Origin of the sequence: Streptomyces tropicalis (assembly GCF_029269835.1) — a bacterium.
Taxonomy (GTDB): Bacteria; Actinomycetota; Actinomycetes; order Streptomycetales; family Streptomycetaceae; genus Streptomyces; species Streptomyces tropicalis.
The window spans coordinates 66,039-80,726 of record NZ_JARJBB010000003.1; the positions used below are offsets into that span (position 1 = coordinate 66,039).

Genomic DNA, 14,688 nt, shown 5'->3' on the forward strand with positions numbered 1-14,688 from the left:
CGGTGCGCCCCCGTAGGATGGACCGCATGGCCAAGACCAGTACGACGACCCAGGGGCTGCGGGCGGCGATCGAACGCAGCGGCTACTACCCGGCTCTCGTGGCCGAGGCGGTGGAGGCCGCCGTGGGCGGCGAGCCCGTCCGGTCGTTCCTGGTCCACCAGGAGACCACCTTCGACCAGAACGAGGTGCGGCGCCACGTGACGGTGCTCGTCCTCACCGGCAACCGCTTCATCGTCAGCCACACCGACGAGCAGGCCGCCGACAGCACCTCCCCGACGCCGTACGCCACCACCTCGACCGAGTCGGTGAAGCTCGGCCGAATCTCGTCTGTCGTGGTCAGCCGTGTCGTGGCGAACCCGGAGCAGTACACGCCGGGCACCCTGCCGCGGGAGATCGTGCTGACCATCGGCTGGGGCGCCGTCTCCCGCATCGACCTGGAGCCCGCGGCCTGCGGCGACCCCAACTGCGAGGCCGACCACGGCTACACCGGGAGCTCGACGGCGGACGACCTCAGCCTGCGGGTCAGCGAGGCCGGGGACGGCCCGGAGACCGTGCGCCAGGCCCTCGCCTTCGCCCAGTCCATCTCCGAGGCCACCGCGGACCCGACCCGCTGATGGTCCAGTCCACCGCCTGGGACCACCCCGAGCCCCTCGCCGTCGCCTCCGCGCCCGTCCCGCAGTACGGGTCCGGCTCCCTCGCCGACCTGCTGCCCACGCTGGCCGCCGGCATGGGAGTCCCCGACACCACCGCGACGATCGGCGAGCTCACCCCCGCCGACCGCGCCTGCGTCTTCCTGATCGACGGCCTCGGCTGGGAGCAGCTCCGCGCGCACCCGGGGGAAGCCCCCTTCCTGACGTCGCTGCTGGACAGCTCCCGCGGCGGCACCGGCCGCCCGATCACCGCCGGGTACCCGGCCACCACCGCGACCTCCCTCGCCTCCGTCGGCACCGGTCTGCCGCCCGGCGCCCACGGCCTGCCCGGCTACACCGTGCGCAACCCCGAGACCGGCGCGCTGATGAACCAGCTGCGCTGGCAGCCCTGGACCCCGCCGCAGCCCTGGCAGCCCTACCCCACGATCTTCGAGCGGGCCCACGCGGCCGGTGTGCACGCCGCCCAGGTGTCCTCGCCGACCTTCCAGAACACCCCGCTGACCAAGGTCGCCCTGAGCGGCGGTACCTTCCACGGGCGGCTGACCGGCGAGGACCGGATGGACCTGGCGGCCGAGCAGCTCGCCGCCGGCGACCGGGCCCTCGTCTACACCTACTACTCCGAGCTGGACGGCGCCGGCCACCGCTACGGCGTCGACTCCGACACCTGGCGCGGCCAGCTCATGCACGTCGACCGCCTCGCCCAGCGCCTCGCGGAGCAACTGCCCCCGCACAGCGTCCTCCACGTCACCGCCGACCACGGCATGGTGGACATCCCCTTCGACGAGCAGCACCGCATCGACTTCGACGAGGACTGGGAGCTGAGCGCGGGTGTCGCCCTGCTCGGCGGCGAGGGGCGGGCCCGGCACGTGTACGCGGTGCCGGGCGCCGCGAACGACGTGGCCACCTGCTGGCGCGAGGTGCTGGGGGAGCAGTTCTGGGTCGCCTCGCGCGACGAGGCGATCGAGGCCGGCTGGTTCGGGCCGCACGTCGACGACCGGGTGTACGCGCGGATCGGCGACGTCGTCGCGGCCGCCCGCGACGACGTCCTGCTCATCGCCTCCGAGCGGGAGCCCAAGGAGTCCCTGATGGTCGGCAACCACGGTTCGATGACCCCCGCCGAGCAGCTCGTGCCCCTGCTCGAAGTACGCTCCTGACCCGCGCCCCACCGCCGTCCCGTCCGCCGCTCCCCTCGAAAGGTGCTCAACTCCCCATGCCCGAGCTGGTGTTCTTCTCCGGAACGATGGACTGCGGGAAGTCGACGCTGGCTCTCCAGATCGAGCACAACCGGTCGGCGCGCGGCCTGGCCGGAATCATCTTCACCCGGGACGACCGGGCGGGGGAGGGCAAGCTCTCCTCACGGCTCGGCCTGGTCACCGACGCGGTCGAGGTGGGCGACGGCGTGGACCTGTACGGCTATCTCGTCGAGCACCTGTCGCAGGGCCGCCGGGCCGACTACGTGATCGCCGACGAGGCGCAGTTCCTCGCGCCGGAGCAGATCGACCAGCTCGCGCGCGTGGTGGACGACCTGGAGATCGACGTCTACGCCTTCGGCATCACGACCGACTTCCGCTCCAAGCTGTTCCCCGGCTCCCAGCGGCTGGTCGAACTCGCCGACCGGGTCGAGGTCCTCCAGGTGGAGGCCCTGTGCTGGTGCGGCGCCCGCGCCACGCACAACGCCCGCACGGTCGGCGGCGTGATGGTCGTCGAGGGCGCCCAGGTCGTCGTCGGTGACGTCAACCAGTCGGCGGACGAGATCGGCTACGAGGTGCTGTGCCGCCGCCACCACCGCCGCCGGATGACGGCGGCCTCCGCCCGCGCGGCCGCGCTGTCACCGGACGTGCTCCCGGTGTCGGCCCCCTGACCCACCGGCTCGCAGCCGCCCCCGAGGGTCCGGCGCTCCGCCCGTGAGGCGTCCGTCCTCCGCCCCGCCCCCTGTACTCCGACCGTCCGGCCCCGACCGTCCGGCCCCGACCGTGCGGAGTCTCGACCGTGCGGTGCCGTGCCGTTCCGGTCCGTCAGCGCGCGCTGCGGATCAGGGAGAACCGTGCCCCCTCCGGATCCGCCACCTCGGCCACCCGGCCGTGCGCGGTGTCGCGGGCCGTGGTGACGATCCGCCCGCCCAGGGCGGCGACCCGGTCGAGCGCTGCGTCCGGATCGGCGGCCTCGAAGTACGTGTCCCAGTGCGGTCCCCGGTCGCGCGGCAGGTCCGGGCCGAGGCCCCGCACGCCGGCCACGGCGCGGCCGCCGAGGTACAGGGTGACGCGGTCGGTCCCGGCGGGCCCGGGGCGCCGCTCCTCGTAGCCGAACAGCGTCTCGTAGAACTTGACGACGGTCGCGGTCTCGTAGGTCACCAGCTCGTTCCACGTCGGAGTGCCCGGGACCCCGGTCACCCCGGTGCCGAGGTGCGCCCCCGCCTGCCAGAGGCCGAAGACGGCGCCCGACGGGTCGGAGCCGATCGCGAGGCGCCCGGCCGCCGCGGCGTCCAGCGGCCCCACCCCGATCGTGCCCCCGCACAGCCGCGCCGTCTCCGCGGTCAGGTCCACGTCCGGGGAGGCGAAGTACGGCGTCCACGCGACCGGCAGATCCCGGTCCGGCGGCAGCTGCCCGATGCCCGCGACCTCGCGACCGTCCAGCAGGGCCCGCACATAGGGGCCGAGCTGCTGGGGACCCGGCTGGAACTCCCAGCCGAAGAGCTCGCCGTAGAAGGCCTGGGTCTCCGCCATCCGGTGGACCATCAGGCTCACCCAGCACGGGGTGCCGGGTGCGTACCGGTCGGGTGCCCCGCCGCGCGGGTCGGCCGACTCCGGTGCCTCGGTCATCGTCACTCTCTTCTCGGCCCCTCGCGGTGGCCGTGTCGCGTCCGCTGTCCCGCCCCCGAGCCGATGCTCGCACCGCCCGCCGAGGTGCGCGCTCCGGACGCACCCTCAGGAGCGGTTCCCCGCACGGAGGATGCCCCGGACGAGGCTGCGGCCCGTTGCCGCCCGGCGGCCGGCGGATGTCGATCGGCTGTACGGGATGTGGTCGATCCCGTACGCCTCGTGATCGGTCCTGCCCGGCCGAGCAGAGTAGCCGGACCTGGACGCCACGGCCACCCCGTGCGCAAGGATGGTGACCATGAACGCCATCATCTCCGCGGCCCAGCTCGCATCCGACCTCGCGGGCGCCCGCCCGCCGGTGCTCCTCGACGTCCGCTGGCAGCTCAGCCTGGCCAGGGCGGCCGGCGAGCCGGCCTTCGACGGGCGCGCCGAGTACGAGGCCGGCCACCTCCCCGGTGCCGCCTTCGTCGACCTGGACCGCGAACTGACCGCGGCCCCGGGCGCCCACGGCCGCCATCCGCTGCCCGATCCGCAGGAGTTCGGCGCCGCGATGCGCCGGGCGGGCGTGTCCGCCGCGCGGCCGGTCGTCGTCTACGACGGAGGGCAGGGCTGGGCGGCGGCCCGCGCGTGGTGGATGCTGCGCTGGGCGGGTCACCCGGACGTGAAGGTGCTCGACGGCGGATTGACGCAGTGGCAGGGCCCGCTGGAGACCGGAGCGGTGACCCCGGCCGCCGGCGACTTCGCACCGGTGCCGGGTGCGCTGCCGCTGCTCGACGCCGACGGGGCCGCCGCGTTGGCCAGGTCGGGCGTGCTGTTCGACGCCCGCGCGGGGGAGCGGTACCGCGGAGAGGTGGAGCCGATCGACCGGGTCGGAGGCCACATCCCCGGCGCGGTGTCCGCGCCCACCGCCGACAACGTGGCGCCCGGCGGGCGGTTCCTGCCCGCGGAGCAGCTCCGTGCCCGCTTCGCGGCACTCGGGGCGGAGGGCGGGGAGGTCGGCGTCTACTGCGGCTCGGGTGTCTCCGGCGCGCACGAGGTGCTGGCGCTGGCGGTCGCGGGCATTCCCGCCGCGCTGTACGTGGGCTCCTGGTCCGAGTGGTCCGCGGACCCGTCCCGCCCGGTGGCCGTCGGCCCGGACCCGCAGTAGCGGCCCGGGGCGCGTGGGCGCGCGGCAGCGTGCGCGGGGGACAGCGTGCGCCGCGGCCCGTGCGGCGCACGCCGGACGACGCCCGCGCGTCGGTCGTCGACCCGACACGGCCGCGCGCCCCGCGCGCCCCGCGTGTCCGCAACGCACCGACCGGCTCGAGTGCCCCACGCGCCCGCGACGAATCACCCGCGCCCGCAACGCACTGACCGTGCCCGCGACGAATCACCCGCGGCCCGCAACGCACCGGACCGTGCCCGCAGGGCAACGGCCGCGCCCGCACGCACCGATCACGGCCGTGGGGCAAGGCCCATGTGCCAGGACAACCCACGGCCGCGCCCGCACGCACCGACCGTGCGTGCCGCGCACCGACCACGCGCACAGGGCAGCGCCCGCGCCCGCAACGCGCACAGGGCAGCGCCCGCGCCCGCAACGCGCCGACCGTGCCCGAACACGACACGGCCGCCAGGCCGGGCGGAAGCCTCCGGCCGTTGTCGCCCGGCCGGGATGCAGGGAGGCCGGGCGGGGCCGCAGGCACCGGGCCCGGCGCCGCAGCCGGGGCGCGAAACGCGAAACGGGGCCGCCCACACCGGGCGGCCCCGTCACGGACCTGCTGCGCACGCAGGCGCGGCGCTCCGACGGCGGCCCCGTGAGGAACCGGCGGACGCCCGCCCCCGCTGCTACTCCTGCTTCTTCCGGCGTGTCCCGAACACGATCTCGTCCCAGCTCGGGACCGCGGCGCGGCGGCCCGGACGGACGCCGTCGGCCTCGGCCTGACGGTCCGTGGCACCGACGAGCCGGTCCCGGTGGCTGCCGACGGAGCGCGGCATGAGCACGTCCGCGTACGCGGACCCGGCCGAGGCGGCGGGCGCCGGCGGCTCCTCCGCGGCGGGCTCGCTGTCGGGCTCCTCCACGGGCTCCGGGGCCCGCTCGGGCACGACCAGGTCACCCCGGAAGCTGGGCACCGCCTCCAGCAGGCTGGTCAGCGAGTCCCGTTCGCCCGTGCTCTCCTCGGCTGGCTCGGAGGCCTGCGCCGGCAGGCTCGGCCGGTCCCGGTCGAAGGGGCGCTCGCGAGGCAGCCGGGCGATGCGGGGGACGAACGGGAAGGTGGGCTCGGGCGTGCCGAGGTCGTCGGACTCGCCGATCAGGGAGCGTGCCTCGTCGTCGACGGCCTGCACGAGGCGCCGCGGCGGGTCGTAGGTCCAGCTCGCCGAGTGCGGTTCGCCCGCGACCAGATAGACCAGCATGACCTCCCAGGTGCCGTCGTCGCGGCGCCAGGAGTCCCACTGGACGGTGTCCTTCTCGGCGCCGCGCAGCAGCAGCCGCTCCTGGACGGTCTCACCGAGCAGCGGACCGGAGTTCTCGCCGGGGCGCCGTACCGGGGTCTTCCGTGCCCGCTCGGCCATGAAGGCACGTTCGGCCAGTACGGGACCCTCGAAGCGCCGTACACGATCGACGGGGATGCCGGCGAGCTGGGCGACCTCTTCCGCGGTCGCACCCGCTCTTATCCGCGCCTGGATGTCACGGGGGCGGAGATGGCTCTCCACCTCGATCTCGATCTGGCCGAGGCGGGGACGGTCGCCGCGCACGGCGGCGCGGAGCCGTTCGTCGATCGGAAGCGTGTACTCCGTGCTGTCCGCAGCCTTCAGCACCAGCCGTGTGCCGTCATTCGAGACGGCCACGACACGCAGTTCGGGCATGGGGACCTCCCGGGTGGTGCCTGCCGACGTCACGTGCGTCGCTGCTTCCGCTAGTCGAGTGTGGCCTGCCCGGGTGCAGCCTGCCACAACCTTGCCGAGTTGCCCGGCGTGTCGGGCGCGGACCCGGGGCCGCCGTTATGGCACGGTTACCTGTTCACAACGCTCAGTGACCAAATCCGTCACCCTGTGCAACCAGCCCCCTCCCGGCGGGTCCCGCAAGGCCCCGGACATCCTGGAGGGATCCCGGGCCCAGGGCTCGCCACAGTACTCCATTCGGGCCATGGGCGTGGATTGGCGCGCCGCCCAACTTCTGGCAAGGAACAGGACTTGGCCGCCCCTGCCCTCTTTTATCGATCATGAACGTGGCGTACTTCACCTAATCACCGGAAACGGAACTATCGCTTTCGCTCGTGCGTGAGGGCGCCACCGGATCCGTGTCCACCGCCGCGCCCGCCGCCCGGCCGGTCCCCGGCCCCGCGGAGCGCCACGCCCCTCCGCCCGGTGAGTTCACCGAGGGCACCGTCCACCGCGCCCGCCGCCGGAAGTGGCAGCGGCCGCTGCTCGCGGCCGCCGTCGTCTCCGGCGTCACCACGGCGGGCATCACCACCTACGAAGTGGCCTCCGGCAGCAGCTTCAGCGGCGGCTCCGGGACGACGGTCACCGACGCGGTGGCCGGCCACCGCCGCCCGCCCGGCCCGGCGACGGCACGCCCCCGCCGCCGGACCGGTCGCACTCCCCGGCGTCCTCGCCGTCCGGCGGCACGTCCCCGGGCGGGGCGTCCGGCTCCGGCACGTCGCCGAGCCCGAGCCCGAGCCTGTCCACCACCGCCCCCGGCGGGGACGGATCCTCCGGGACCCCGTCGCCGGGTGGTTCGGCTACGACCCCAGGACCCTCCTCAAGTAGTCGTTCCGGAAGCGCCGTTCCGGATCCAGGCGGTCCCGCAGTGCCGTGAACTCCGCGAAACGCGGGTACACCTCCGCGAGCTGCCCGGCGTCCCGGGTGTGCACCTTGCCCCAGTGCGGCCGGCCCTCGTGCGCGGTGAAGATGCGCTCGGCCGCCGTGAAGTACCGCTGGTAGGGCGTGCCCTTGAACATGTGCACGGCCACGTAGGCGGTGTCGCGGCCGGAGGCGGTGGACAGGGTGATGTCGTCGGCGGGAGCGGTGCGCACCTCCACCGGGAAGCTCACCCGCAGGTCCGAGCGCTCCACCATCGTCCTCAGCTCGCGCAGCGTGTCGGCCAGCGCCTCGCGGGGGACGCCGTACTCCATCTCCACGAACCGCACCCGGCGCGGCGAGGTGAACACCCGGTACGGGATGTCGGTGTACGTCCGTGCGGACAGCGCCCGGCTGGAGACCTGCGCGAGGGTGGGGATGGCGGCCGGGGCGGCGCGGCCGATCCAGTTGGCGACCTGGAAGACCCCGTTGGAGAGCAGCTCGTCCTCGAACCAGCCCGCGAGCTGCCCCACGGGCTGCTCCGGGCCCGCGCTGCGGTTGTTGCGCTTGGTGTTGGTGCTCAGGGTGTGCGGGAACCAGTAGAACTCGAAGTGCTCGTTCTCCGCCCACAGTTCGTCGAACTCGGCGAGCACCCGGTCCAGCGGCATCGGCTCCTCGCGCGCGGTGAGCAGGAAGAGCGGCTCCACCGCGAAGGTGAGCGCACTGACGATGCCGAGCGCGCCCAGGCCGATCCGCGCCGCGGCGAAGACGTCGGGGTTCTCCGTCGCGGAGCAGGTGAGGACCGAGCCGTCCGCCGTCACCAGCTCCAGGCCCCGGATCTGGGCGGCGATCGAGGCGGACTCGCGGCCGGTGCCGTGGGTGCCGGTGCTGGTCGCCCCCGACACCGTCTGCTCCATGATGTCGCCCATGTTCGTCAGCGACAGCCCCTCCCGCGCGAGCGCGGCGTTGAGCCGCTTCAGCGGGGTGCCGGCCTCGACGGTGACCGTCATGGCGGCCCGGTCGAGGCGGCGGATGCCGGTCAGCAGATGAGGACGCACCAGCACGCCGTCGGTCGCGGCGATGCTCGTGAAGGAGTGCCCGGTGCCGACCGCCTTGACCGGCAGGCCGTCCTCGGCCGCCCGCCGCACCGCCGCGACCAGCTCGTCCACGGAGGCGGGCGCGACCTCCCGCGCGGGGTGCGCGGTCACGGTGCCGCCCCAGTTACGCCATGTGCCGTTCTTCGCGCTCGCTGTGCTGCCCAACGGAGCCTCCCCGACCCGGAGCCGGCCTGCTGAGCCGGCGGTACCCGAGGAAACCGACCGCGACCGCGACGGCCCCGGACACCGCCGGCACCCCGTACCCGGCCCGCGCACCGGCGGCGTCGATCACCCAGCCGGCCACCGAGGAGCCGAGCGCCACCCCGACCGCGAGCCCGGTGCTCACCCAGGTCATGCCCTCCGTCAGGTGCGAGCGTGGTACGTGCTCTTCGACGAGGGCCATCGTCGTGATCATCGTGGGAGCGACGGACAGGCCCGCAACGAACAGCGCCACGGCCAGAAACGGCAGGTTCCCGACCAGTAGGAGGGGGATCATACTCACGGCCATCGCACACACGCCCACGAGCCAGCGCCGCGCGGGCGCCGCGGCCGGGCGGAGCATGCCGGCCACCACCCCCGCCGTGCAGGAGCCGGTCGCGTAGAGGGCGAGCACCACGCTCGCGGCGCCCTTGCTGCCCCGCTCGTCGGCGAAGGCCACCGTGACCACGTCGACCGCGCCGAAGATCGCCCCGGTCGCCACGAAGGTGGCCACCAGCATCTGCAGCCCCACCGAGCGCAGCGCGGAGCCGCCGCCGTGGTGGTCCCGCGGGTGCGGTGCCGGCTCGGTGGAACGCTGCGAGGTCAGCCAGAACACGCCCGCCGCCAGGAAGCAGCCCGCCAGCAGCGGCCCGGCCTCCGGGAACCACACCGTCGACAGCCCGATGGAGATGATCGGCCCGAAGATGAAGCACACCTCGTCGACCACCGACTCGAAGGAGTACGCGGTGTGCAGCAGCGGGGTACCCCGGTACAGCGCCGCCCAGCGGGCCCGGACCATCGCGCCCAGGCTGGGCACGGACCCGATCCCGGCGGCGCACGCGAACAGCACCCAGTCCGGCCACCCGAGGTGCGCGGCGAGCAGCAGCCCCGCCGACGCGGCGAGCGCGACGAGCGCGGCCGGGCGCAGCACCCGGCGCTGCCCGTGCCGGTCCACCAGCCGCGAGATCTGCGGGCCGATCGCCGCGGCGGCCAGCGCGATGGTGGCCGACAGCGCACCCGCGAGCCCGTAGCGCCCGGTCAGCTGCGAGATCATCGTGACCACGCCGATGCCCATCATGGACAGCGGCATCCGGCCGAGGAAGCCCGCGGCGGCGAAGCCCCGGGATCCCGGGGCGGCGAACAGGGCGCGGTAGGGGGTGGGCACGGGGCTCTCCGATGGGGTCCGGCCGCGCGGACGCGGCGGACCGGTGCGGGCGCGGGCGCAGGACGGCTCGTAAGGCGTGAGGATGGTCGGTACAGCTTACGAGTCGAGGTCACCCGAATGCACCGCGCATGCGGCCCGGCCCCCGGCACGCCCCCCGGCGTTACCGGGCCGTCCCCGCCGGGTGGCAGGATCGAGGCATGTCAGACGTGCTCGATGCCACCCCCTACGACGCCCTGCTCCTGCTCTCGTTCGGCGGCCCCGAGGGCCCGGACGACGTGGTCCCGTTCCTGGAGAACGTGACCCGCGGGCGCGGCATCCCGAAGGAACGCCTGAAGGAGGTCGGACAGCACTACTTCCTCTTCGGCGGGGTCAGCCCCATCAACGACCAGAACCGGGCCCTGCTCCAGGCCCTCCGCAAGGACTTCGCCGAGCACGGCCTGGACCTCCCGGTGTACTGGGGCAACCGCAACTGGGCGCCGTACCTGACCGACACCCTGCGGGAGATGGTGCGCGACGGCCACCGGCGCGTCCTGGTCCTGACCACCAGCGCCTACGCCTCGTACTCCGGCTGCCGCCAGTACCGGGAGAACCTCGCCGACGCGCTCGACGCGCTGCGCGCCGAGGGTCTCGAGCCGCCGCGGACCGACAAGCTGCGGCACTACTTCAACCACCCCGGCTTCCTGGAGCCCATGATCGACGGGGTGGTCGCCTCCCTCGCCGACCTGCCCGACGACGTCCGCGACGGGGCCCACCTCGCCTTCACCACGCACTCGATCCCGACCGCCGCCGCGGACACCTCCGGCCCGGTCGAGGACCACGGCGACGGCGGGGCCTACGTCCGCCAGCACCTGGACACGGCCCGTCTGGTCGCCGAGGGGGTCCGCGCGCGCACCGGCGTGGACCACCCCTGGCAGCTCGTCTACCAGTCCCGTTCCGGCGCCCCGCAGATCCCCTGGCTGGAGCCCGACATCTGCGACCACCTCGAGGAGCGGCACGCGGCCGGCGTGCCGGCCGTCGTGATGGCGCCCATCGGCTTCGTCTCCGACCACATGGAGGTCCTGTACGACCTCGACACCGAGGCCACCGCCAAGGCCGGCGAGCTGGGCCTGCCGGTGCGCCGCTCGGCCACCGTCGGCGCCGACCCGCGGTTCGCGGCGGCGGTGCGGGACCTGGTGCGGGAACGCGCCGCCGCCGAGCGCGGGGAGCGGACCGCCCCCTGCGCGCTGGGCGCCCTCGGTGCGAGCCACGACGTCTGCCCCGTGGGCTGCTGCCCCGCCCGAGCCCCCCGTCCCGCCGCGGCGGGTGCCGACAGCCCCTACGCCTGAGGAGCCCTGTGATCGACGCCCTGACCACCGAACTGCTCGAACTCGCCCGGGAGGCCGCCCGGCGGGCCGGGGAGCTGCTGCGCGACGGCCGCCCGGCCGACCTCGCGGTGGCGGCCACCAAGTCCAGCCCGATCGACGTCGTCACCGAGATGGACATCGCGGCCGAGAAGCTGATCACGGACCTGATCTCCGACCGCCGCCCCGCCGACGGCTTCCTCGGCGAGGAGGGCGCCTCGATCGAGGGCACCAGCGGGATCCGCTGGGTCGTCGACCCGCTCGACGGCACGGTGAACTACCTCTACGGGCTGCCGACCTGGGCGGTGTCCGTGGCGGCCGAGAAGGACGGCGAGACCGTCGTCGGGGTGGTCGCCGCGCCGATGCGGGGCGAGAGCTTCCACGCCGTGCGCGGCCGCGGCGCGTGGGCCACCGGTGCGTGGGCGGGCGAGCGCCGGCTGGCCTGCCGGGCCGCGCCCCCGCTGGACCAGGCCCTGGTCTCCACCGGCTTCAACTACGTCGCCGACGTGCGCGCGCACCAGGCGGACGTCGCCCGGCGACTGATCCCGCTGCTGCGGGACATCCGGCGCAGCGGCTCCGCCGCGGTCGACCTGTGCGACGTGGCGGCCGGCCGCCTCGACGGCTACTACGAGCGCGGGCTGAACGCGTGGGACTACGCGGCCGGCGACCTCATCGCCCGGGAGTCGGGCGCCGAGACAGGTGGCCGCCCCGGAGAGCGTCCCTCGCCCGACCTGACGGTCGCCGGGACCCCGGGGGTCTTCGAGCCGCTCCAGCGACTCCTGGAGGACTTCGGCGCCTGGCACGACTGACACCCGCACACGGCGGGGCCCCGGCGCTGGATTCGCCGGGGCCCCGCCGTGTGCACGCTCTGGTCAGACGCCGATCACGCCGACCTCCACACCGTGTTCGGCGGCAAGACGGCGCAGGTCGTCGAGCTCGGCCAGCTCCACGTCGACCAGGTGGTCGTCGCCCTCGCTGCGAGCCCGGGTGAGGTCGGACTCGGTCGCCTTTATGCGCTGCAGAAGTCCCGTGGTGAAAGCGTCCATGCTGCGCCCCCTCGTCCAGGGTCGTGGGTCGGTGGCACGGGGATGTGCCGTACGGAAGGGGCGATCACGCCTTCGGCAGATGCCCGGAGCTGCCCCTGCCGGGGACGGCGGCGGCGCCGGACACCCACGGCCACTCTGCGGCTGGTGGAACGCGGGGTACCGCAATGTCGTGCGGCACATGCAGAGCGTGATCGCGGGGTGTAAAGCCGTCCTCCCCCGACCCCCTCCCCCGGAAACCTCGATCGCGGGAGAAAATTCGGCATTCCCGCACTCTTCATCCGGCTCTCATCCGGGCCGTGGCCGCTCTCCTCCCGGCTTACAGCCGACTTATGGCCGAAAAGGGCAGGATGGAGGCACACGCCATCACGACCCCCTGCCCGCGTGCGCCCAGCGGCGCCCCGCGGGCGGACAGCAGGAAGGACAAGCGACGTGCGCGTACTCGTCGTCGAGGACGAGCAGCTGCTCGCCGATGCGGTGGCCACCGGACTGCGCCGGGAGGCCATGGCCGTCGACGTCGTGTACGACGGCGCGGCCGCCCTGGAGCGCATCGGCGTCAACGACTACGACGTGGTCGTCCTCGACCGCGACCTCCCCCGCGTGCACGGCGACGACGTCTGCCGCCGGATCGTCGAGCTCGGCATGCCCACCCGGGTGCTGATGCTCACCGCCTCCGGCGACGTCAGCGACCGTGTCGAGGGCCTGGAGATCGGCGCCGACGACTACCTCCCCAAGCCGTTCGCGTTCAGCGAGCTGACCGCACGCGTGCGCGCCCTCGGCCGGCGCACCAGTATGCCGCTGCCCCCGGTCCTGGAGCGGGCCGGGATCAAGCTGGACCCCAACCGCCGGGAGGTCTTCCGGGACGGCAAGGAGGTGCAGCTCGCGCCGAAGGAGTTCGCCGTGCTGGAGGTCCTCATGCGCAGCGAGGGCGCCGTCGTCTCCGCGGAGCAGCTCCTGGAGAAGGCGTGGGACGAGAACACCGACCCGTTCACCAACGTCGTGCGGGTCACCGTCATGACCCTGCGCCGCAAGCTCGGCGAGCCGCCGGTGATCGTCACCGTGCCCGGCTCGGGCTACCGGATCTGATCCGCCGTGGCCGCCGCCCCCGCCCCGCCCCAGGCCCCGCCGAAGCCCACCTGGGACCCCCGCAGGCCCGAACCGCCCTTCCCGTGGCTGCGCCCGACCATCCGCATACGGCTCACGCTGCTCTACGGCGGCATGTTCCTGATCGCCGGCATCCTGCTGCTGTCGATCATCTACCTGCTCGCCGCCAACGCGCTCAACGTGGGCAGCGAACTGCCTTTCAAGATCATCTCCGGACAGGTCACCAGCGACGCCTGCAATTTCCCGACCCAGACCACCGCCAGCCAGCTCAACCACGCGATGAACGAGTGCGTGAACCAGCAGCGCCAGCACGCCCTGGACAGCCTGCTCAGCCGCTCGCTGCTCGCCCTGCTCGGCCTCGCCGTGATCGCCTTCGCCTTCGGCTACGCCATGGCCGGGCGGGTGCTGTCCCCGCTCGGCAGGATCACCCGCACCGCCCGCGCGGTGGCCGGCTCCGACCTGTCCCGCAGGATCGAGCTCGACGGCCCCGACGACGAGCTCAAGGAGCTCGCGGACACCTTCGACGAGATGCTGGAGCGGCTGCAGCGGGCCTTCACCGCCCAGCAGCGCTTCGTCGGCAACGCCTCGCACGAGCTGCGCACGCCGCTCGCGATCAACCGCACCCTGCTGGAGGTGCACCTGTCCGACCCGAACGCGCCCGTGGAGCTCCAGCAGCTCGGCAAGACGCTGCTGGCCACCAACGAGCGCAGCGAGCAGCTCGTGGAGGGCCTGCTGCTGCTCGCCCGCAGCGAGAACCAGATCGTCGAGCGCAAGCCCGTGGACCTCGCCGAGGTCGCCTCGCAGGCCGTCGACCAGGTGCACGCCGAGGCCGAGGCGAAGGGCGTCGAGATCCGCGGGGAGCGCAGACCCGCGGTCGTCCAGGGCAACGGCGTGCTGCTGGAGCGGATCGCCCTGAACCTGGTCCAGAACGCGGTCCGCTACAACGTGGCCGAGGACGGCTGGGTGGAGGTCACGACCGACGTCCAGCACGGCCACGCCGTCCTGCTCGTCACCAACACCGGGCCGGTCGTCCCGGCGTACGAGATCGACAACCTTTTCGAGCCCTTCCGGCGGTTGCGCACCGAGCGCACGGGCAGCGACAAGGGAGTGGGCCTCGGCCTGTCGATCGCCCGTTCCGTGGCGCGCGCCCACGGCGGTCACATCTCGGCCCAGCCGCGGGAGGGAGGCGGGCTCGTGATGCGCGTCGTGCTGCCGATCTGAGATCATGCCGCCGACACACGAGGATGTTCGCTTTGCGCGGAATTCTCAGGGGCCCGAACGGTCGCTCCCATGTGTGATCGATCACACGAACACTTTTCTCGCCATCTACTCTGCGTGATCATGGAGGGCGTCGGAAAGCCGGGAAAATCCGGGTTTTCGGGGGTCCTGATCACGGGAAGTACACGGTGAGGCCGCTTTGAAGTGCGACATACGGACCGTGTACGGTCCCGATCGCCATCCAACCCGATCACTCTTGAGGAGTCCGGTTGGGTGTCGA

General features: G+C 73.8%; 13 protein-coding genes. 8 read left to right on the forward strand and 5 right to left on the reverse strand.

From position 1 onward, the window contains the following. Window positions 1–17 precede the first annotated feature (17 nt). Genes P3H78_RS06875 through P3H78_RS06885 form a run of 3 tightly spaced genes read left to right on the forward strand, consistent with a single transcriptional unit; the run spans window position 18 to window position 2,511 of the window. Window positions 18–614 (forward strand): DUF5998 family protein, encoded by a 597-nt coding sequence (locus P3H78_RS06875; protein ID WP_276108313.1) that lies wholly within the window; start codon window positions 18–20, stop codon window positions 612–614. After that, window positions 614–1,804 (forward strand): alkaline phosphatase family protein, encoded by a 1,191-nt coding sequence (locus P3H78_RS06880; RefSeq protein ID WP_276107912.1) that lies wholly within the window; start codon window positions 614–616, stop codon window positions 1,802–1,804. Before P3H78_RS06875 ends, P3H78_RS06880 begins: the two co-directional genes overlap by 1 nt. 56 nt (window positions 1,805–1,860) lie before the next feature. Continuing rightward, a complete protein-coding gene (locus P3H78_RS06885) occupies window positions 1,861–2,511 on the forward strand; it encodes a thymidine kinase (protein ID WP_276107913.1) in 651 nt (216 codons plus the stop codon). Window positions 2,512–2,665: 154 nt separating this feature from the next. On the opposite strand, the gene P3H78_RS06890 is transcribed toward P3H78_RS06885, so the two are convergent. Next, a complete protein-coding gene (locus P3H78_RS06890) occupies window positions 2,666–3,469 on the reverse strand; it encodes a VOC family protein (RefSeq protein WP_276107914.1) in 804 nt (267 codons plus the stop codon). Window positions 3,470–3,764: 295 nt separating this feature from the next. Here P3H78_RS06890 and P3H78_RS06895 point away from each other — a divergent pair, with 295 nt between their 5' ends. Then, window positions 3,765–4,613 (forward strand): sulfurtransferase, encoded by an 849-nt coding sequence (locus P3H78_RS06895; protein WP_276107915.1) that lies wholly within the window; start codon window positions 3,765–3,767, stop codon window positions 4,611–4,613. A gap of 677 nt (window positions 4,614–5,290) precedes the next feature. Here the strand turns inward: P3H78_RS06895 and sepH are convergent. From sepH to P3H78_RS06910, 3 genes are all read right to left on the reverse strand, one after another. Continuing rightward, the gene (gene sepH / locus P3H78_RS06900; RefSeq protein WP_276107916.1) at window positions 5,291–6,310 is read right to left on the reverse strand and encodes a septation protein SepH; all 1,020 of its coding nucleotides are present in this window, start codon (window positions 6,308–6,310) and stop codon (window positions 5,291–5,293) included. Window positions 6,311–7,185: 875 nt separating this feature from the next. Continuing rightward, window positions 7,186–8,505 (reverse strand): D-arabinono-1,4-lactone oxidase, encoded by a 1,320-nt coding sequence (locus tag P3H78_RS06905; RefSeq protein ID WP_276107917.1) that lies wholly within the window; start codon window positions 8,503–8,505, stop codon window positions 7,186–7,188. Continuing rightward, window positions 8,465–9,703 carry an MFS transporter gene (locus P3H78_RS06910; protein WP_276107918.1) on the reverse strand — a complete coding sequence of 413 codons (1,239 nt, stop codon included), beginning with the start codon at window positions 9,701–9,703 and terminating at the stop codon, window positions 8,465–8,467. Before P3H78_RS06910 ends, P3H78_RS06905 begins: the two co-directional genes overlap by 41 nt. A gap of 197 nt (window positions 9,704–9,900) precedes the next feature. Between P3H78_RS06910 and P3H78_RS06915 the strand changes: the two genes are divergently transcribed. Together P3H78_RS06915 and P3H78_RS06920 are read left to right on the forward strand one after the other, a co-directional pair. Continuing rightward, window positions 9,901–11,028: a ferrochelatase gene (locus P3H78_RS06915; protein ID WP_276107919.1), complete on the forward strand. Its 1,128-nt coding sequence runs from the start codon at window positions 9,901–9,903 to the stop codon at window positions 11,026–11,028. Between the two features lie 8 nt (window positions 11,029–11,036). Further along, entirely contained in the window at window positions 11,037–11,852 is an 816-nt protein-coding gene (locus P3H78_RS06920; protein ID WP_276107920.1) for an inositol monophosphatase family protein, read from the forward strand. A 63-nt stretch (window positions 11,853–11,915) separates the two neighbouring features. Here the strand turns inward: P3H78_RS06920 and P3H78_RS06925 are convergent, their stop codons facing one another. Then, window positions 11,916–12,089 (reverse strand): hypothetical protein, encoded by a 174-nt coding sequence (locus P3H78_RS06925; protein ID WP_276107921.1) that lies wholly within the window; start codon window positions 12,087–12,089, stop codon window positions 11,916–11,918. Between the two features lie 429 nt (window positions 12,090–12,518). Between P3H78_RS06925 and P3H78_RS06930 the strand changes: the two genes are divergently transcribed. Together P3H78_RS06930 and P3H78_RS06935 are read left to right on the forward strand one after the other, a co-directional pair. Then, complete coding sequence (locus tag P3H78_RS06930) at window positions 12,519–13,172, forward strand: response regulator transcription factor (RefSeq protein ID WP_276107922.1); 654 nt, start codon at window positions 12,519–12,521, stop codon at window positions 13,170–13,172. A gap of 6 nt (window positions 13,173–13,178) precedes the next feature. Continuing rightward, on the forward strand, window positions 13,179–14,411 hold the full coding sequence (locus tag P3H78_RS06935) for a sensor histidine kinase (RefSeq protein ID WP_276107923.1): 1,233 nt from the start codon (window positions 13,179–13,181) through the stop codon (window positions 14,409–14,411). Window positions 14,412–14,688 lie beyond the last annotated feature (277 nt).